The sequence below is a fragment of the Companilactobacillus ginsenosidimutans genome, from assembly GCF_001050475.1.
In the GTDB taxonomy this organism is placed as follows: domain Bacteria; phylum Bacillota; class Bacilli; order Lactobacillales; family Lactobacillaceae; genus Companilactobacillus; species Companilactobacillus ginsenosidimutans.
The window spans coordinates 1408102-1427217 of record NZ_CP012034.1; the positions used below are offsets into that span (position 1 = coordinate 1408102).

At 37.7% G+C, this 19116-nt stretch carries 18 protein-coding genes; 6 read left to right on the forward strand and 12 right to left on the reverse strand.

Annotation, left to right across the window (positions count from 1 at the left end; translation table 11 throughout):
• Positions 1 to 61: 61 nt before the first annotated feature.
• Positions 62 to 1711: a hypothetical protein gene (locus ABM34_RS07270; RefSeq protein ID WP_064505408.1), complete on the forward strand. Its 1650-nt coding sequence runs from the start codon at positions 62 to 64 to the stop codon at positions 1709 to 1711.
• 23 nt (positions 1712 to 1734) lie between these two features.
• Here ABM34_RS07270 and ABM34_RS07275 read toward each other — a convergent pair whose 3' ends face one another.
• The gene (locus tag ABM34_RS07275) at positions 1735 to 2160 is read right to left on the reverse strand and encodes a hypothetical protein (protein WP_048704625.1); all 426 of its coding nucleotides are present in this window, start codon (positions 2158 to 2160) and stop codon (positions 1735 to 1737) included.
• Positions 2161 to 2457: 297 nt separating this feature from the next.
• Between ABM34_RS07275 and cobT the strand changes: the two genes are divergently transcribed.
• A complete protein-coding gene (cobT, locus tag ABM34_RS07280; protein WP_048704627.1) occupies positions 2458 to 3495 on the forward strand; it encodes a nicotinate-nucleotide--dimethylbenzimidazole phosphoribosyltransferase in 1038 nt (345 codons plus the stop codon).
• 355 nt (positions 3496 to 3850) lie between these two features.
• On the opposite strand, the gene icd is transcribed toward cobT, so the two are convergent.
• Genes icd through acnA form a run of 3 tightly spaced genes read right to left on the reverse strand, consistent with a single transcriptional unit; the run spans position 3851 to position 8882 of the window.
• The gene (gene icd, locus ABM34_RS07285) at positions 3851 to 5107 is read right to left on the reverse strand and encodes an NADP-dependent isocitrate dehydrogenase (protein ID WP_048706433.1); all 1257 of its coding nucleotides are present in this window, start codon (positions 5105 to 5107) and stop codon (positions 3851 to 3853) included.
• A gap of 20 nt (positions 5108 to 5127) precedes the next feature.
• Positions 5128 to 6237 carry a citrate/2-methylcitrate synthase gene (locus ABM34_RS07290; RefSeq protein ID WP_048704629.1) on the reverse strand — a complete coding sequence of 370 codons (1110 nt, stop codon included), beginning with the start codon at positions 6235 to 6237 and terminating at the stop codon, positions 5128 to 5130.
• Between the two features lie 32 nt (positions 6238 to 6269).
• A complete protein-coding gene (acnA, locus tag ABM34_RS07295) occupies positions 6270 to 8882 on the reverse strand; it encodes an aconitate hydratase AcnA (RefSeq protein WP_048704630.1) in 2613 nt (870 codons plus the stop codon).
• 330 nt (positions 8883 to 9212) lie between these two features.
• Between acnA and ABM34_RS13550 the strand changes: the two genes are divergently transcribed.
• Together ABM34_RS13550 and ABM34_RS07305 are read left to right on the forward strand one after the other, a co-directional pair.
• Positions 9213 to 9740, forward strand: a complete 528-nt coding sequence (locus tag ABM34_RS13550; RefSeq protein WP_064505409.1) for a type II toxin-antitoxin system RelE/ParE family toxin — start codon at positions 9213 to 9215, stop codon at positions 9738 to 9740.
• 178 nt (positions 9741 to 9918) lie between these two features.
• Positions 9919 to 10728: a Cof-type HAD-IIB family hydrolase gene (locus tag ABM34_RS07305; RefSeq protein WP_048704632.1), complete on the forward strand. Its 810-nt coding sequence runs from the start codon at positions 9919 to 9921 to the stop codon at positions 10726 to 10728.
• A 321-nt stretch (positions 10729 to 11049) separates the two neighbouring features.
• On the opposite strand, the gene ABM34_RS07310 is transcribed toward ABM34_RS07305, so the two are convergent.
• The 5 genes from ABM34_RS07310 to ABM34_RS07330 form a co-directional block, all read right to left on the reverse strand.
• Positions 11050 to 11406: a DUF1516 family protein gene (locus ABM34_RS07310; RefSeq protein WP_048704634.1), complete on the reverse strand. Its 357-nt coding sequence runs from the start codon at positions 11404 to 11406 to the stop codon at positions 11050 to 11052.
• Positions 11407 to 11490: 84 nt separating this feature from the next.
• Positions 11491 to 12339, reverse strand: coding sequence for an aldo/keto reductase (locus tag ABM34_RS07315; protein ID WP_048704636.1), 849 nt, complete (start codon positions 12337 to 12339; stop codon positions 11491 to 11493).
• Between the two features lie 15 nt (positions 12340 to 12354).
• Positions 12355 to 12960 carry a TetR/AcrR family transcriptional regulator gene (locus ABM34_RS07320; RefSeq protein WP_048704637.1) on the reverse strand — a complete coding sequence of 202 codons (606 nt, stop codon included), beginning with the start codon at positions 12958 to 12960 and terminating at the stop codon, positions 12355 to 12357.
• Between the two features lie 244 nt (positions 12961 to 13204).
• Complete coding sequence (locus tag ABM34_RS07325) at positions 13205 to 14062, reverse strand: GRP family sugar transporter (protein WP_048704638.1); 858 nt, start codon at positions 14060 to 14062, stop codon at positions 13205 to 13207.
• A 76-nt stretch (positions 14063 to 14138) separates the two neighbouring features.
• Positions 14139 to 14783: a Vat family streptogramin A O-acetyltransferase gene (locus tag ABM34_RS07330; protein WP_048704639.1), complete on the reverse strand. Its 645-nt coding sequence runs from the start codon at positions 14781 to 14783 to the stop codon at positions 14139 to 14141.
• Positions 14784 to 14874: 91 nt separating this feature from the next.
• On the opposite strand from ABM34_RS07330, the gene ABM34_RS07335 reads away from it, so the two are divergent.
• Positions 14875 to 15231 (forward strand): DUF2200 domain-containing protein, encoded by a 357-nt coding sequence (locus ABM34_RS07335; RefSeq protein WP_048704641.1) that lies wholly within the window; start codon positions 14875 to 14877, stop codon positions 15229 to 15231.
• A gap of 19 nt (positions 15232 to 15250) precedes the next feature.
• On the opposite strand, the gene ABM34_RS07340 is transcribed toward ABM34_RS07335, so the two are convergent.
• Positions 15251 to 15835: a peptidylprolyl isomerase gene (locus ABM34_RS07340; RefSeq protein ID WP_048704642.1), complete on the reverse strand. Its 585-nt coding sequence runs from the start codon at positions 15833 to 15835 to the stop codon at positions 15251 to 15253.
• A 427-nt stretch (positions 15836 to 16262) separates the two neighbouring features.
• Between ABM34_RS07340 and ABM34_RS07345 the strand changes: the two genes are divergently transcribed.
• Positions 16263 to 17390 (forward strand): NAD(P)-dependent alcohol dehydrogenase, encoded by a 1128-nt coding sequence (locus ABM34_RS07345; RefSeq protein WP_048704643.1) that lies wholly within the window; start codon positions 16263 to 16265, stop codon positions 17388 to 17390.
• Between the two features lie 120 nt (positions 17391 to 17510).
• On the opposite strand, the gene ABM34_RS07350 is transcribed toward ABM34_RS07345, so the two are convergent.
• The gene (locus ABM34_RS07350; protein ID WP_048704644.1) at positions 17511 to 17963 is read right to left on the reverse strand and encodes a hypothetical protein; all 453 of its coding nucleotides are present in this window, start codon (positions 17961 to 17963) and stop codon (positions 17511 to 17513) included.
• Between the two features lie 78 nt (positions 17964 to 18041).
• Positions 18042 to 19064: a YeiH family protein gene (locus tag ABM34_RS07355; RefSeq protein ID WP_048704646.1), complete on the reverse strand. Its 1023-nt coding sequence runs from the start codon at positions 19062 to 19064 to the stop codon at positions 18042 to 18044.
• Positions 19065 to 19116 lie beyond the last annotated feature (52 nt).

Here is a 19116-nt window from a genome sequence, read left to right on the forward strand (position 1 = left end):
TATCTTGATCAACAAATAAATTACTATCGACTTATCATATTAAAACTATTAGGATATAACCATGAATAATTTAATGCAGAAATTAAATCAAAAAAGATACCTATATTCGATTTTTTTATTAATAAGTATTTTGGTCGTTCTCCTCGTCAATTGGCATCCGGGCTATGCATTTTCGACCGGAGACTATCGTTTCCACATTAATCGAATAGGAGCACTGACAACTTCGATTCAACATTTCAATTTCCTACCCAAAGTAGACGAGTATTTCGCAGGTGGATATGGATACGCTGCAAGTTTATTTTATCCTGATATATTTTTATACCCAGCTGCCATTCTTAGACTGCTCGGGGTTCCAGTCCTTGTGACCTACTTATTAACCCAAGTGGGAATAAATTTCTTCACACTGTTTATTACTTACATTGCTGGAAAAAGGTTGAATTTTTCAACCAAGAATAACTTGATTTTCACCTTCATATACTTCCTTAGTACATATCGCCTTCAAGTACTTTATAGTCGTCAAGATCTAGGAGAGTTAATGGGAATGATTTTCTTCCCACTCGTACTGTCCGAACTATTAAAATTCAAAAAAGGTGACACAAATGAGTGGTATATTTTCTCGTTCGCGATGATTGGGATTGGATTGTCTCACCTAATTTCACTGTTCATGATTCTTTGTTTCTGTGTTCTATTCGTTTTATTGAACATTAAATATTTCTGGAACAAAAATGCAATTCGAAATATTCTCAAAGCCGCCGGGCTGACAATCGGAATTGTATTTGGAATTTACGCACCGATCCTAGAACAAATGATCAGTCAAGATTTCACCGTCTCAACTGACCCTTTAATTCGAATTTATGAAGAAACACAGCCGCTTACAGAACTAGTGGCACATTCGTTCTCAAACCAAGTATTTCACGCGGGCACTGTAAACATTGGATTCGTAATATTCATCGGGCTCGTGGTTTACACCATCTACAACTTCATCAAATGTAAGAATATTAGTTTGACACTAATTGCGCTCTTTCTTTTCATATCCTGCACACAATTTTTCCCATGGTATTCCATTCGAAATTCAATCTTTGCATCATTCCAATTTCCATGGAGATTTTTCTCACTGATTTCATTGATTGTCGCCTACTTTATTGCTAACGACGACCTCAATTTATTCAAAATTAAATATGCGACGACTGCTTTAATGGTTGGATTGATGGGTCTTACTGTTGCGTTTGCACAATTCACGACCCAAGCTTCACCATGGCGCATGAATCAATACTCGACTTACAACAATATCAGCACTTATTTGATTGGCGCTGGCCACGAATATTTACCTTGCGAGATCAACTACAATGAAATCAAGACTGACGAACCCAGGTTGCTCGGCTATGATTCAACTGATGTTTCAGTCTCACATAAAGAAATTACGAATAATAACGTTAAATTCTCTTTCAATACTAAAAATAAAGATGCAAAAGTCGTTTTACCCCTATTTTTCTACAAGGGATATCAAGCAAAGGTCACTGGCACCGGTAGTTCAACTACTCCAGTCTTAAACAACGACAACGGGCAAACCAAAATTTACCTTAACGGTTCCGGAACAGTTTCAGTTCAATATCATTACACAACAGTTCAAAAATTGAGTTTGACTGTTTCACTCATTTCAACACTTTACTGCTTTTTCATCATCTGGCGTCGCAAACAAACGATGCCGTAAAAATAGAGCATAGGATTAATTTCCTATGCTCTTTTGTGTGTGAAATTTCCCATGCCTTGACATGTTTTAACAATACGCTGATTGAAATGATCTTTCTGAACTTGTTCAATCATCAAACGTTGTTCTTCCGGAATCAAATCCAACACTTTTTCATATTCTCCGGAGGAGATTCTTTCGTGTAATTTGACATGATCTTGAATGCTCAAACTATAAACAACCGCTTTAAAATCTATGGTATTTAACAGGCTTTTCAAATACCAATAACAATATCCATTCCAAATTAATATTTTTGAAAACATATATTGTTTAATGATTTTATACAAACAATATACATATGCTGCTCCTATTAAAATTTGTACGATTGGTGGAACCCCAAGTATAAATATCACCACAAATGCTGGTACAAAAATTGTACTCAATATCGTCAAAACATTGCCGACACTTTTCATAATAATCTCCCCTGAACCTTTTTCTAGCATCAGAATAACAGCTCAACCACGGGGTGTATACAACTAATTAGCAGTCATATTCAGAAATAATTTTTGGTAAAAATATAATTTTATTATCTTATTACTCAGGAAATTCGATCATTTTATTCAATTTGATTGATTATCAAATCTAACAAATAACCACATTTTAGAAATATGTGGTGTTTAACAATATTTTGGTGGATTTGTGTTCTCAAACCATTCTGAAATCGTTTTAACCTATAATTATTTTATAAAAGCGCTTTCGAAAGGTCGAACATGATACAAATATCACCTGTAAACATTGATCACAATACGGAAATCAATATGCAAAAACTGTTAGATGGACTTGCCAAACCCATTGCTGGACTGGGTAATTTAGAGGACTTAGCCGTAAAAATAGCCGGTATCGAACGAACAACTCACATCAATGTCAGCAAGCGATGCTGTCTACTTTTTGCTGCAGATCACGGAGTTGTTGAAGAAGGCGTTTCCGCTACACCTAAAGAAGTCACTGCTCTTCAATCCATTAACTCAGTCAAAAGAACCACAACAATCGGAGTTTTGACCAAGTTAAATCATTGCGACTTGAAAGTTACCGATGTTGGAGTTGATTACACCTTTCACGACTCCAGAATCATTGACTGTAAAATCTCAAATGGAACTAAAAATATGGTTCACGAGGACGCCATGACGCGTGACCAAGCCGAAACATCAATCAAAATTGGCATGGCTTGCGCTAAACAAGCAATCGACGAAGGTAACGATATTTTACTAATAGGCGAGTTAGGCATCGCCAACACAAGCTCAGCCAGTGCCATCATTGCCGCAGCCTTAAATCTACCAGCCGAAAAAGTAGTCGGTCGTGGATCAAACATTTCTGACGAACGATTGGTACACAAAATCGAAGTTGTAAAAACTGCATTGAAAAACAGAAATTGCGACTCAGATGATGCCATTGATATCCTAAGCAAAGTAGGCGGATTCGAAATTGGAGCCATGGCCGGAGCAATAATTGAAGCAGCAAACTCAGGAGTACCAATAGTACTAGACGGATTCCTAACCTACTCATCATGCATCCTAGCCCAGAAGTTCATCCCCGGGATCGGAAAACACGTAATAGCCTCACACGCATCACACGAATTAGGAACAAAATTAGCATTAGAAGCACTCAATCTAGAAGCAAATTACAACCTAGATTTAGCTGTAGGAGAAGGATCAGGCGCAGCACTATTACTACCCTGGTTAGACGCAATAGATCAACTAATAAAAAATATGGCAACACTCAAAGATTTAAACGTACACTTTGCAAAATAACCTCAATACCAAAAAAGAAGCTTATTCCAGACGGAGTAAGCTTCTTTTTGAAACCATCATTTCTCAATTTTCCAAATTTTTACTAAGAACACTATAAAGTGAACCCCAAACCCACCAACTAAAAATAAGTAAGCAAATGGCAGCAGTCAACTAATAACCCCACCAACTAAAGAGTTTAGTACCAATTCAGCACGGAGGTAAGGTTTCGCGGGGGCCCAAGCCGTGAATTTATTGTTGACGAGCCAAAAGGCTCGTTTACAATAAGCTCGCTTCGGGATACCGCACTATGGATTCCGAACGAGCCACAGCGTCCACGGCCCCCGCGGAACCTTACCGGAGTGCGGCAGTGAACCCCCTACACTCGAGTTTTCTCTATATTCTTAGCAACAAAATCACCAAACCCACTAGTACTTAACTCTTCAGAACCCCTGACATTGCGGGCAAAATCCATCGTAGTATGCTTCTCAGCAATAGCATCCCCGATGCCCTGCTCAATCAATGTAGCAACTTCATGCCAGCCAATATAATCAAACATCATAGCGCCCGACAACATTAAAGAAGTAGGGTTCAATTTATTTTGACCAGCAAATTGAGGGGCAGTTCCGTGAGTGGCCTCAAAAATAGCCTGACCAGTCTGATAATTAATATTGCCACCAGGTGAAATTCCAATACCGCCAACTTGTGCAGCCAAGGCATCAGAAATATAATCACCATTCAAATTCATCGTAACAACCACGTCAAAGTTTTCCGGATGTAACAAAGCTTGTTGGAAGAAATTGTCGGTTATCACGTCATTTACAATTAACCTTCCAGCAAACTCAGCAGCCGTCAAAGCCTCATCAGCCTTTTCTTGACCTTTTTCTGCTTTAATTTCAGCGTATTCATTCATGGTAAATACATTATCACCATACGTTTCAGCCTCTTCGTATCCCCACTGTTTGAAGCCACCTTCTGTTTTTTTCATAATATTACCCTTATGAACCAAAGTAAGTTTCTTCAAATTGTGTCGGAAGGCATAATCCAGTGCCGCGTGGACAATTCGTTTTGATCCTTCGGAAGATACAGGTTTTATCGCAAAATTTGAAGTCTTAGGGAATCTAACTTTATCTAATTGGTTATTTTCTTTCAATAAATTTAGCAATCCAGTTGCCTCATCACTACCTGCCGAAAAATCAATTCCAGCATAAATGTCTTCAGTATTTTCTCGGAAGACCGCGATATCAACATTTTCAGGATGTGTTACTGGTGATGGTACACCTTTAAAATATTTAACCGGCCTGAAGCAAGCGTAAAGATCCAATTTTTGACGTAATGTAACATTAATGGACCTGTGGCCTTTGCCAATTGGAGTCGTCAAGGGACCTTTAATCGCAACCAAGTTATCAACTAAAGTATCGAGTGTCTCTTGAGGTAACCATTCGCCAGTTTTTTTGTATGCAACTTCACCGGCTAAAAGTGGCTTCCAGTCAACTTTTTTATTCCCGTTATAAGCTTGTTTTACGGCTGCATCGAAGACTACTTTTGCTGCTGACCAAATTTCTGGACCAATTCCATCCCCTGCTATAAAAGGGATAGTTGGTTCATCAGGTGTGACAAGTTTTCCATTTTGCATAGTAATTTTTTCTGAACTCACTATAGAACCTCCTTGATGCAAGTATCATCTATATAACTTCTATCCGTTGGTCCCACATATTCAGAATTCGGACGAATCAAAGTTTTTTCACGTCGTTGTTCCATGACGTGAGCTAACCAACCAGATGTCCGACAAGCTGCAAATACCAAAGTGAAAGTTTCCTTTTCAAGCCCTAAGCAGTGATAAATCAAAGCAGTGTAATAGTCGACATTTGGATGTAGACCAGTTTTCTCGAGCATGTAGTCAGCCAAAGTCTGTTGGATATTGTACAAATCAATATTCCCAGTTTCTTCAGCAAGTTTTTCAGCAATACCTTTTAGAATACAGGCTCTAGGGTCACCATGCTTGTAAATTCTGTGGCCAAATCCCATAATCTTGCGACCTTGCGCCATCTGATCCTTAACAAAATCGATTGGATCTTGGTCGCCTTGAACGATGTCCATCAGCATTTCGAAAACACGCTCATTTGCACCGCCGTGTAGAGGTCCTTTCAATGCACAGACTGCAGCAGTTAGACATGAATAATAATCTGAAAAAGTTGAAGCGACAACTCTGGCGGTGAATGTCGAGGCATTGAATTCGTGGTCCGCGTGCAAAATCATAACTGTATTAAACATTTGAGATAATTCAGAATCTGGCTTTTTCCCAGTCATCATGTAGAGAAAATTGTCAGCAACTCCAAGATCTGGATCAACCTCGAGAAATGGCTTATCATCACGAATCCGAATAATTGCAGCGATTGCCGTTAACATTTTCGCCAAAATCTTGGGCGGTTCATCGTGATCAACATCATTGGTTGTCCCAAGTAGCGAAGTAGTTGTACGCAAAATACTCATCGGATGCTGTGGCTCTCTAGCGATATACAGCAAAAGACGAATTGTTTCAGCTGGCAAGACCATTTTGCTTACCAAATCCTTGCGAAAATCTTCCAGTTCTTCTCTATTAGGAAGGTGTGTCTTCCAGAGCAAATACACCACTTCTTCAAAACTCGCGTGTGCTTTGGCCATTTCTTCTACAGAATAACCCGCATAAGTTAATCGTTCATTTTTTGTTGAACTGATATGAGTTTCATCAACAACAATCCCTGCTAATCCTTTTGGATGATCCATCTTCAATACCTCCTTATCAATTTTTCAATTGTCTAAACTCCTAATTTGTTATCAACCATCATCGGCAAAATACCGTGGGCTTGATAATATTTCTTATCAATTGGCGCATCAAATCTGACTTTAGTGTCGAATTTAATCGTATGATCATTATTCTTAGCTACGACGTGCGCTGTTTTGTCATCACGTGTAATTGAAATTTGTTCGTCACCCTTTAATCCGAGTGATTTAGCACTGTCGCCTGGTTTATATTGCAAAGGTAAAACACCCATCATAACCAAGTTTGAACGGTGAATTCTTTCATAGCTTTCCGCAATAACAGCTTTAACACCAAGAAGTTCCACACCCTTTGCGGCCCAGTCACGAGATGAACCCATCCCATAATCTTTACCAGCCAAAATTACAGTATCAACATTGTGTTTCTTGTAATCCATGGCAGCTTCATAAATAGTTGTATCTTCATCAGTCAACCATGAATGAGTAAAGCCACCTAATTTATCAGGTGTCAGTTCATTTTGGAGACGAACATTTCCAAGTGTCCCTCGCATCATAACTTCGTGGTTACCACGGCGAGAACCGTATGAGTTAAAATCGGGCATTTGAACTCCGTGTGCCAACAAATATTTACCAGCAGGTGAAGTTTTTCCAATAAATCCAGCTGGTGAAATGTGGTCAGTTGTGATTGAATCGCCTAATTTAGCTAACACACGCATATCTTTCAAATCACTAGTTTCAGTGTTTTCAAACAATGGTGGATTAGCAATGTAAGTCGACTTTTCATCCCAAGGATAAGTAGTCGACTTAGCAGCGGGCAAATCATTCCAAGTTTTATTTTGATCAAAAATATTAGCATAGTTTGTTGAGAATAATTGTGGACTGAGATATTTGTGTATAACAGAACTAATCTCATTTACATCTGGCCACAATTCCTTGAAGTAAACTGGTTTTCCATCTTTGTCATTCCCAAGGGGATCTTTCGTAATATCAATATCGACAGTTCCAGCAAGCGCGTAAGCCACAACTAGTGGTGGTGAAGCCAAGAAAGTATCTTTGGTCAATGGATTTACACGACCTTCAAAGTTTCTATTTCCACTTTCAATCGCAGCGATTGGATAAGGATTGTCAGCCAATTTCGACTGCAGATTCTCCTTTAACTTACCTGAGTTACCAATACAAGTTGTACATCCGTAACCAACAATATTGAAGCCTAAGGCATCCAAATATTTTTGTAAGTCAGAAATTTCAAGATACTTAGTAACAACACGTGATCCGGGTGCAAATGAAGTCTTCACATACTTCGGAACTTTAAGACCCCTCTCGACCGCCTTTTGTGCGAGCAGTCCAGCGGCAATCAAAACTTCAGGATTAGAAGTGTTGGTACAACTAGTAATAGCAGCAATTCCTAAGTCACCGGGACGAAGCTTAAAGTCAGTATCTTCAACGTTAACTGGGAAATCTCCCATTTCATCATATTGTCTAAAATGACTAGGCATATCCTTCAAATAAATAAGGTCTTGAGGACGCTTTGGACCAGCCAAACTGCTTTGAACAATACCTAAATCAAGCGATTCGTTCTCAGAGTAATGTCTGTAAGCATCTTCAGATTCATCGTAGAAAAAGCCATTTTCCTTGGCATATTTTTCAACGAATTCAATTTGTTCAGGTGATCTATCAGTCAATTTCATGTAAGCCAATGTTTGATCATCAATTGGGAAGAAACCACAAGTAGCACCGTATTCTGGCGCCATATTAGCAATAGTTGCACGGTTTGCTAAAGGAAGGTTCTTCAAGCCAGGTCCATAGAATTCAACAAATTTTCCAACAACATTATGTTTTCTCAAAAGGTTAGTAATAGTTAACGCCAAATCAGTAGCAGTAGCTGTATCAGGTAATTTACCCGTCAACTTAACACCGACAACATTAGGCATTGGAAAATATGATTCTTGCCCCAACATGCTAGCCTCAGCTTCAATTCCACCAACGCCCCAGCCTAGAACACCTAGTCCATTTATCATGGTCGTGTGTGAGTCAGTTCCAACTAATGTATCTGGAAAAGCAACCATCTTCCCGTTAACTTTTTCCTGACGAATTACTTCAGATAAGTATTCCAAATTAACTTGGTGAATAATTCCGGTATCAGGTGGAATTATCGTCAAGTTATCAAAACTATTTTGCGCCCATTTCAAAAATGTATAACGCTCATGATTACGTTTGAACTCTTTCTTAACATTGAAATCGAATGCTTGTTCATTAGCTGCCATATCAACTTGAACGGAGTGATCAATAACCAAGTGAACTGGCACATCCGGATTAATTTTATTTGGATCACCACCACGTTTCTTAACCTCATCACGCATAGCGGCGAGATCGACAAGTGCTGGAACACCGGTAAAATCTTGCAAGATTACACGTTCAGGTTTATAAGCAACATCTTCGTCATGATTCTTATCCCAATCGATAAACGATGGTAGAAATTTTTTTATAATTGGTTTTGTGGCACTGTGGCGCAAAGTTAATTCCAAGAGAACTCGGATTGAATACGGCATCTTAGAAACTTGCTGGTGATGTGCAGCCAAGTATCCCGCAATATCGTAAAAGGAATAAGTCCTTCCATTAACATGGAACTGTTTTTCGTAATTATCTTCCATTTCGCACCTCGTCCTATAAATTAGATTATTTCTAATAAGTCTAACACCATCTTAATTTTTATGTTAATGAATCATCATTTTTTGAAGTGAGAATTTATTTAAAAATGGCAAAACAGCATTTTAACTTTATTAAACAAAGTAAATATGATGCTTATGCTTAATAAAAATCATATATAGACACATTTTAAAAAAATAATTAATTTGGATATGATAATTCAATTCATGACCAATCCTATATTTTAGTCGAAATATTAAAATTAAATTAGAAAAATGTACAGTGATTACACTTGACCCAATATATTGCTTAACCGAAAAGGCGGACGTATACTAGTGGTTAAGAAACCAGAATTTACATTTTATGAACGAAAAAATGGTCATAATGAGGGATTAGAGTTTATGGACTCTTTGCCAAGGAAAGATCGAGGTAAGTTAATTTCTCAGCTAAAGTATATTAAGAGCGAGGGTATGTTGATCGCGATTAATAAGCAAATTGTAAAGAAACTCGATTCAAATATTTTCGAAATTAGATCTAGCTTAAATCACAACATCCAGCGACTGTTATATTTTAGTATTTCTAATAACTCTTACATCATCACCCACGGTTTTACAAAAAAGACCCAGAGAACACCAATTAGACAAATTGATAGAGCAATAAAAATCAGAAGAGAATATTTTAGGAGTGAAAAAATGGCAAACGTTAAATTTGATGATTATTTAAAAGGACAATTAAAAGATCCAGTGGTTCGAAAAGCTTACGAAGAAGAAATGAAGAGATTAAAGGCTTTACCTATTTTAGAAAAATCAAGCTCTGATGACACAAGTGTCATGCAGAAATCAAAAGATCAAAAGAGAGCCTGAACAGATTTCATCGTTGAGTGATTGTTAACGCAAGTAAATGAAGAAAATGGAAGCTACTATCTAGCTTCCATTTTCTGTGTCTATCTTTATTAAGTGATTTTGAATATATATACTTCTTGACCTAAAACACGTTTCAGAAGTTATTCTATTTCAGACATAACACGAAAGGTAAAATTCTATGATTAAACACATTTTTTCGGACATGGACGGGACTATTCTCAACGATGCAGGCAACATTACTGACACCAACGTCAGAATTATCAAAGAGACCAACCTCCCCTTCACACTTGTATCAGCCAGAGCACCAATGGAAATGGACGATGTGATGACTAAGCTAAATCTAACCGCACCACAAATTGGATTTAATGGAGGACTGATTTTCCAAAAAGTTGATGGAGAAGTAAATGTTTTAAGTGAACGTCACATTGACTTGGATATTGCTGAAAAAGTTTTTAATATTATACAGACAAAATTCGAGGACGTAAGTCTAAGTTGGTACAGTTTGAATGATTGGTATTCTGAAAGAATTGACGATGGAATCCGCCTTGAAGAAAACTACACAAACCGAAAACCAACAATCATGAATTCAAAAGAATTTTTCAACAATCCCGATGCAAAAATTTTCAAACTAATGATGATTATTTTTGATAAACAAACTATGCACGATTTGAAAGTGTATTTAGAATCCCAACATTTAACAGGTGTCAGCATCCAGCAATCCAGCGATACCTATCTAGAAATAACCAGTGATCAAGCATTAAAATCTAGAGGAATTCAATTCGTAATTGATCAAGAAAAACTCAAGCCAGAAGAAATGTTAGCAATGGGCGATGGTCACAATGACTTACCAATGCTAAATATGGTAGCCCACCCAGTAGTTATGAAAAATGCACTGCCGGAGGTATTAAAAGTAGCAAGATTTGTTACCAAATCAAACGAGGAAGACGGAGTGGGATATGCTTTGGAACACTATTTACCGAAAATTTAGGGAAATAAAAAAAGAGATTTAAGTCAAGAATGACTAAATCTCTTTTTTTAATATTTACCTGATATATTCTTACTAACATCCGAGTATCGTGAAGACTAGAGTGAACATCATCACCAAAAAAGATAATGTTTTGGTACTCTACCTTAGTCCGCAGGTCAGAATTTTTGGGGCCAAAGCCGTGAAATCCATGTTGGCATGCCGTGGGGCATGCTTACATGGAGGCCGCTTCGGGATACCGCACTATGGATTCCGAACGTGCCCACAGCGTCCACGGCCCCAAAAATTCTGACCGGAGGACGGCAGTGAACCGTTTTTTAACCCCTATTTAGTAACAAACGGATACCAGCCAGAAAGTGCAAATCCAACCAAAGCAACGACAATACAAAATACAACTACTGCCCAAATCAACTGAGTAGAAAGCATTCCTGTGTTTTTACGTGCAAAGGCGATTTCTGTTAATGCAATAAAGATTAGTACTAAAATGATTTTTACAATTAATAACGTTGGTTCTACCTTCCAAGCGTTACCAAACATCAAAATACCAGTAACGATAATCACAATGTATCCTACTCTTGTGATCATTTCGTAAACTTTATTATGTGAATTAGTGAATAGTGCCATGCAAATCGTGATTGCCATTACTATCCAAGTAATTAAATGTGTCCATAAAATAGCCATAAATATATCCCTCCTGAATATATTTAATCATAACATTAATAATTAAAAAGGCAGAATTCGTTGGAATTCTGCCTTAAATAATATTTAGTTACGTACACGCAACTTCAGAAGCATGTTAACAAAATCAGGATCTGAATAATCTGCAACACCCTTGTTCAAATCTAATGTAGCAATCTTATTCATATCGTCGTCCGAAAGTTTGAAGTCAAATACATCAATATTCTGAATCAAACGTTGTTCATGAGTACTCTTTGGAATTACAACAACACCGCGTTGCAATAACCAGCGAAGAACCACTTGAGCAACGGATTTATTATATTTCTCACCAATTTCTTTCAAAATTGAATTGTTAAAAATATCGTGTGCTCCTTGAGCCAATGGACCCCAGGCTTCTGGAGTCACATTTTGACTCTTCATATATTCAACTTGATCTTTTTCTTGGAAGAATGGGTGTATCTCAACTTGATTAATGGAAGGAACTACTGAGCTATTGGCGATTAAGTCGGTCAAGCGTCCTGAATTCATATTAGAAACACCGATTGAACGAATCTTACCAGCTTTTTGAGCTTCCTCAAGAGCTCTCCAAGCACCAAAAATATCGCCAACTGGCTGATGTAACAAATACAAATCAAGATAATCGGTACCTAATTTTTCCAAAGAAGTATCGATACCCTTCTTGGCATCCTCATAGGCATAATCTTGCCACCAAAGTTTTGATGTCAAGAAAATATCCTTACGAGCAACACCACTAGCTTTGATTCCTTCGCCAACACCTTCCTCATTGAAGTATGCTGAAGCTGTATCAATCAAGCGGTAGCCATTTTTCAAACCATCCATAACAGTTTGCTTTGTAACATTTTGATCATCGATTTGGTAAACACCCAAACCAAGTTGTGGCATCATCATGCCGTCATTTAAAGTAACGTAATCCATAATTTCCTCCTCAAATCATTTTTGTTCAGTTAGATAAGGCTCAATCAATTGCGGTAGTTGAACATCACAAAATCTTACGGTCCAATCAGTTGGAGTGAAATCTGCACCAGTCATGCACCAGACAGAAACCATTCCATATAATTCGGTACCAAGAATATTGGCTAAAGTCTCAACAGGGGTGTCTTCTTTCAACTCACGATGGTCAATACCGTCTTGTAAAATTTTTCGAATAGCTGCGGTGTCCGTATCCCATTTGGTAAATTTATGATTCAAATATTTGGGGACAACTACGTAACTAACCCATTGACGAGCTAACTCAATTCCTTGTTTCTCAACAAGTTCCATAAAGTGAATAAAATAATATCGCATTCGTTGCGAAATATCACTCTTGTTGAGATTTAAGCTCGAACTTTCTAGCTCAACGAAAGATTGTGATCCAAGAGTCAGAATAATATCTTCCTTCTTCTTGAAATATCGATAAAAAGTACCTTTGGCAACACCACTAGCATTCGTGATGTCCTCAACTGATAAATCAGCAAAACTATGTGTCTCAAGCAAATTCATTGTTGTTTGCTTGATTTTTTCCTCTGTAGCTTTGGCTTGTTCTTGTCGTTTATTCAATAGGATCATTCCTTTCGACAAGTATATTAATTCTAAAGTGACTATAAGTCAATGACCGTGAGTCACTGAAATTATAAAAAAATAAACTTGGATAATTTCCAAGTTTGATTTTCTTATCAGAAACGCGAAAAGAGGCATTGAATACTGCACACAAGGTGCCCAGAGCTGCGGGGTGTTACACACCCACTCCGCTTATGGTCGTCTTGTGTTCCGTATTTAAGACCATGCTTTTTTCGCTCTTTAATTATATAAATGCAGTCATAACACTACCGACAACGATAAGTGCTAATCCTGACAAGGTATAAGTTAACTCTTTTGGAGTTTTAACTTCATGCAAGATGTACAACCCGCCGAGTGTTGCCACAACAACATTCAATTGAGTGATAACAAAGGCAGTTGCTACTCCGGCTGCTTGAGCTGCAAATAAGTATGCTAGTGACGAAATACCAAAGTCTATTCCGATAAGACCATTCATCCAGCTTTCTTTTTGTACGAAACTCTTACCTTTCGTTGTAACCAAGTTGAAGATGATGGCTCCAACGAAAATTCCCAACATTTCTGGGAAGAACAAGTGGATTCCCGAAGCATCGACTGCTTTAGGAAGTGCCCCGTATGCCCAATAACCAATAGTAGTTGGAACCAAGACAGCCAAGGCTCTTGTCATTGAACCCTTAGCTGATGCGCCTTGTTGTTTTTCCTGAACAGCAGTAAATGTTACACCGATTACTACCAAAATAATTGCTAGCAAGCCGATTAATTTAGCTGTCACACCAGTCCATTCGCCGAAAATGATAACCCCAATTAGTGAAGTACCTACCACCTGTAGACCTGTGGTAATAGGCATGGTCCGTGTCACACCTATTTGTGTGTAAGAAATGTACTGACCAACTTGGCCTAAAGACCAAAGGAATCCGGCACCAAAACTGATCCAGAAATTAATTCCCGAAACACTTCCGTACATTGAATAAATAATTAAACCAATAATTGCTGAACCTAAACCTGTACCAAATATTTGGTTTGAAGGACTACCCCCTACCTTGCTGGCAATGAGGGGTTGAATACCCCAACCAAACGCTGGAATAAGCGCTAACAAAACACCCACTAAAATCACTCTTTTCATTTGTAAGTTACGGATACATAAAAAACATCATAAAACTCAAAATAATTTATTGCAAGAATTATTCATTAATCCATTTTTGAAGATTAGTAACACTAATCTTTTTTGTGGTTAATTCTGTAATGTGGTCTGACACCCAATCGATGTCTTTATTCCACCATGCTAATTTTTCCAAAAGCATTATTTCTTCAGCTGTAAAACGATACTTAATAAATCTAGCAGGATTACCACCGACTACTGCATAAGGTTCAACATCTTTTGTAACCGTACTATTTGCGGCGATTATAGCACCATCATGAATGTGAACACCTGGCATGACGGTGACATTTTGGCCGAACCAAACATCATTTCCAACGACTGTATCACCCTTAAGTGGGAGGTCTTCCAGTTCTGGAACTTTGTCAGCCCAATCGCCACCGAAAATATTAAACGGATAGGTTGTGATACCCTTCATCACGTGATTAGCTCCGTTCATTATAAATTCAATTCCAGATGCAATTGAACAGAATTTTCCAATAAGCAGCTTGTCACCGAGAAATTCATAGTGATGTGTAACATGCTTCTCAAAATTTTCAGGATTATTAATATCATCATAATAGGTATAATCACCTACCTCGATATTAGGACGCGTGATCACATTTTTTACAAAAACCATCTCCCGCAAATTCTGGTTTGGATAAATCGAATTAGGATTTGGTAACGCCATAAAATCACCCTCTTGCTAATTAATTTTATCGTAACACAAACGCTTACATTTAATTGGTATAATAGATAAAAATGATGATTGGAGATTAATCATGGCAGGCGAAAGACTCTATAAAATGCCCTTCAGTAAAATTTATCCACTGTACGTTCAGAAAGTCGATCGAAAAAACCAAAATGTCGATGATCTGGATAAAGTCATTTATTGGTTAACTGGGTATGATGAAGCATCGCTTCAGAAACAAATTGATAAGAACGTGACATTGACCGAATTTTTCGACCAAGCACCTGAAATAAATCCCAGTGCGTCGCTAATTACTGGAGTTATTTGTGGAGTAAGAGTTGAAAACATTGAAGATCCATTGATGCAGAAAATCCGTTACCTTGATAAATTAGTTGATGAAGTTGCTAAAGGTAAAAAGATGGAAAATATTTTGAGAAAACAAAAATGATGCCTTTCGGCATCATTTTTTATTTGCTGATTTCAATTTCGTTTATTACAACATCGTCTTTAGGCTTGTCAGCTCCATCACGTTTAACACGGCTGATCTCTTGAACAACGTCCAATCCTTCAAAAACTTGACCAAAAACGGTATGTCTGTGATCCAACCAAGGTGTACCACCCTTTTTATAACAAGCAATGATTTCTTCAGGATAGTTTGAACGAGCCATATCTTTTAACATACGCTTAGGCATATTCTCGTTTGAAACAATAAAGAATTGACTGCCATTTGTGTTAGGACCAGCGTTAGCCATTGATAACGCACCGTCAAGATTGAAAAGTTCATCGCTGAACTCATCTTCAAATTGACCGCCGTAAATACTTTCACCACCTGCACCAGTACCAGTTGGGTCGCCACCTTGGATCATAAAATCAGGAATTACACGATGGAAAATAACTCCGTTGTAATAACCTTTTTCTGCGAGTTCAACGAAGTTCTTAACGGTTTTAGGAACAATTTCGTCAAATAATTGAATCTTAATGTCACCGTGATTAGTCTTCATAGTGACTTTTGTTCCAGTTTGATTATCTAAATCTAATTGTGGATATGCCATTTATAATTTCTCCCTTAATTACTATATCAATATGATAATACTGTATTTCAAGAGCACAATCCATCAAAAGACTTTGGGAAAATGATTTCTTCAATAAACCCATTGTTTGTTGGTATTTTAAAATAAAAAAATATTTTTTTATGTTTTGTGAAATTTGTTTGCTGTTTAGAAATTCATAATACATGACATATATTTAAACTAATCATTTTCAACAAATTTCATTTAAGACGGGCTAGTTATAGATGATATACATTTTATAATTTGTTTGGCGTTAATTTCACAATCACAATGTTAATCCAATATAAATGGTGTCAGGCAACCGATTGCAGAGTTGCCTACGTTGTGATTCACATTTGACTAATTGGTATATGGACATTATATTGAGAATGTAAGCGTTACCAAAATAAAAAATGGAGATGAAAGAGCCATGTCAAATCAAATTAAAGCAGCAGTTCTTGAAGAACTAAATGGTGAATTCAAACTAGAAACACTTAACTTAGCCCCAGAATTAGCGCCTCATGAGGTTAAAATCCATATCGTCGCAAGTGGTATCTGCCATACCGATGAAGCTGTTAGAAATGGTCAAGGTGGGGATTATCCATTCCCTGGTGTCGTTGGTCATGAAGGTTCAGGTATTATTGAGGAAATTGGTACAGCTGTTCGTTCTTGTAAACCAGGCGATCACGTTATCCTTTGTTACGATTATGATGGCTACTGTAAAAACTGTCTAAATGGTCGTCCAGCAGCATGTCTTAACTGGAATGCTTTAAACATGGAAGGTGTTAACGGTGATGGTGGTACTCCATTTTCAAAATTAGACGGAACACCTGTACACAATTTCTTCAACCAATCAGCTTTCTCAACAGAAACAATTGTTGATGATAGAAATATTACTGTAATTGATGACGATATTGACCTCAGAAAAGTTGGACCTCTCGGCTGTGGATTTGTTACCGGATCAGGAACCGTCTTCAATGGATTGAAACCTGAAGTTGGTAGTTCACTAGTAATCTTCGGAACTGGTGCTGTTGGTTTAGGTGCCCTCATGGCTGGTAAAATCAGCGGTTGTTCCAAATTAATTTGTGTTGATGTTGTTCCTTCACGTTTGGAGACTGCTAAAGAAATCGGTGCAGACTACACTATCAATAGTAAAGAAGAAGATGCAGTCGCAAGAATCCGTGAGATTACAGGCGGTGGTGCCGATTATGCAATTGACACTACTGGTATTTCTCCTGTCATGCAACAAGCTTTCGATTCATTAACATCTGGTGGTAAAGTTGCTCCACTAGCTGTTACAAGACATGAATTCAAGATTGAACATCCCTTTGCTGACTTAACAGCCTACGAAAAATCAGTTATCGGTGTCCTAATGGGAGATGCAGTTCCACAAAAATCAATTCCACAATTAATCGAATTCTGGAAAGATGGCAAATTCCCGTTTGATAAACTAGAGAAATTTTATAAATTTGATGAAATAAATCAAGCAAATGCTGACTCTGCCAGTGGTAAAGTTATCAAACCAGTTCTCATTATCGACGAGGACTACACGGTTTAATTCTAGCTGGGGCAACCTTTAGCCATCCCCCTGGTGAGCATCCTGTCCCCAGACAACTATTACCCCAACTCTTCACATTTCTTAACAAAAAAAGCGCTGAGATCCTCGTCTCAACGCTTTTTATTTTTGTCCAAGTAACCAATCTAATAACAGATACATGAAAAATGTTAAATAAAATCCAGCTCCATAGGCTGTTAAAGTTGCACCTATATCAACAACTATCGGTAATCTGAAACTTGGATGCAGGCAAAAGATAAAAATAATAACACCAACTAAAATTCCAATTCCACCCCAGAAACATAAATATTGATGTTGCTCGGATTGGAAAATTGGTTGTCGATTGCTTACTTCATTGTCAGTCTTATATAGTGGATTAACCTGTAGGTGACTAATATAATTAACGATTGCCCACACTGCGGCGACAAGCGTTGCCAATACACATCCAATAATAAACAGGCTGACTGGCTTTTCACGTGGACTCATCAGATCAATTAGATACGTACTGAAAAAAATTACAACTGAAATTGCCAAGATCCACTTATGCTGAATTTGTTGAATCGAAAACCTCTTCAAAACACCATACCTCAACTTATTTGCGACTCGTAAAATATAAGTTTAGCCTAGAATTGTGAAGAAATATCGATGAATTAATTAAAAGAATGATTTAGCTACGATTATCATGAATGCTAATAATATAACTGAAGATGATAACGCTGCTATAACGGCATTTCTCCCACTACTTACGAACGCTTTGAAGTTGACTGACATTCCCAATGCAGCCATAGCCATACCTAGAACCAGATAAGCTAATTTAACTAACCAACTCAACACATTGGCTGGCATAGGAACGAACGTGCCGATAACACTGGCCAATAAGAACCCAGCCATAAACCAAGGAATAGGTAATTTCTGTTTAGTATTATCAGTTGAATTTTTCTCAGAATGGTGATACCAAATTCCAATAATCAAGGCTGCTGGTGCAAGCATCAACACTCTAGAAAGCTTAGTAATAATAGCTGCATCCAAACTAACTGGACCTGCAGCTCCACCGGTAGCAATTGCATGTGCAATTTCATGTAGTGAGCCACCAGCCATAACCCCAAATTGTGAAGGTGACATATGTAGCAACGGTTTAATCGATATTTCAATCAAAGTAAAGAGTGTCCCTAAAATTGCCACAATAGCAACGGCTAGCACTTCGTCATTTCGCTTATTATGTTCTTGATCCTTGCTAACTTTAATTTGCGGTGAAATCCCCATAACGGCCGCAGCTCCACAAATTCCAGTCCCACTAGCTGTCAAGATAGCCAGCTGTTTGTTCACACCAAGTTTTCGAGCGATATTGTACGTCAGAATTATGACACCTGTTACAACTACCATTGCAACAAGAATTGTTTTAACACCGGCGTGAGCCAAATCAATTAGGTTCAATTTAAATCCCAATAGGATAATTCCTAATCGTAAAAATTTATTGGAGATAAATCCGATTCCGACTTCAGCTTTTTGAATTGCTGGTCGATATAATTGGAAAGCCATCCCGAGAATTAATGACATGACTAACGCCCCAATGATTGACAGGTAAGGCAATCCGCCTAAAAGTGTTCCTAATATTGAACATACCAGAGTCATTAATATTGCATAAATAAATCCACGTTCCATAAATTTAACAAACATATATCCATCCCCTTTGCGTAATTTAAATTGTAAAGTAAAATTAGTATAAGTA

What these genes read in the sequence shown, in the direction of transcription:
- ABM34_RS07315 (WP_048704636.1), bottom strand. Translation starts at nt 12,339, where the DNA reads ATGGATTACGTTACTTTAAATGACGGCATGATGATGCCACAACTTGGT.
- ABM34_RS07305 (WP_048704632.1), top strand. Translation starts at nt 9,919, where the DNA reads ATGATTAAACACATTTTTTCGGACATGGACGGGACTATTCTCAACGAT.
- ABM34_RS07335 (WP_048704641.1), top strand. Translation starts at nt 14,875, where the DNA reads ATGGCAGGCGAAAGACTCTATAAAATGCCCTTCAGTAAAATTTATCCA.
- acnA (WP_048704630.1), bottom strand. Translation starts at nt 8,882, where the DNA reads ATGGAAGATAATTACGAAAAACAGTTCCATGTTAATGGAAGGACTTAT.
- ABM34_RS07270 (WP_064505408.1), top strand. Translation starts at nt 62, where the DNA reads ATGAATAATTTAATGCAGAAATTAAATCAAAAAAGATACCTATATTCG.
- ABM34_RS07345 (WP_048704643.1), top strand. Translation starts at nt 16,263, where the DNA reads ATGTCAAATCAAATTAAAGCAGCAGTTCTTGAAGAACTAAATGGTGAA.
- ABM34_RS07275 (WP_048704625.1), bottom strand. Translation starts at nt 2,160, where the DNA reads ATGAAAAGTGTCGGCAATGTTTTGACGATATTGAGTACAATTTTTGTA.
- ABM34_RS07355 (WP_048704646.1), bottom strand. Translation starts at nt 19,064, where the DNA reads ATGTTTGTTAAATTTATGGAACGTGGATTTATTTATGCAATATTAATG.
- cobT (WP_048704627.1), top strand. Translation starts at nt 2,458, where the DNA reads ATGATACAAATATCACCTGTAAACATTGATCACAATACGGAAATCAAT.
- ABM34_RS07310 (WP_048704634.1), bottom strand. Translation starts at nt 11,406, where the DNA reads ATGGCTATTTTATGGACACATTTAATTACTTGGATAGTAATGGCAATC.
- ABM34_RS07340 (WP_048704642.1), bottom strand. Translation starts at nt 15,835, where the DNA reads ATGGCATATCCACAATTAGATTTAGATAATCAAACTGGAACAAAAGTC.
- ABM34_RS07330 (WP_048704639.1), bottom strand. Translation starts at nt 14,783, where the DNA reads ATGGCGTTACCAAATCCTAATTCGATTTATCCAAACCAGAATTTGCGG.
- icd (WP_048706433.1), bottom strand. Translation starts at nt 5,107, where the DNA reads ATGCAAAATGGAAAACTTGTCACACCTGATGAACCAACTATCCCTTTT.
- ABM34_RS07290 (WP_048704629.1), bottom strand. Translation starts at nt 6,237, where the DNA reads ATGGATCATCCAAAAGGATTAGCAGGGATTGTTGTTGATGAAACTCAT.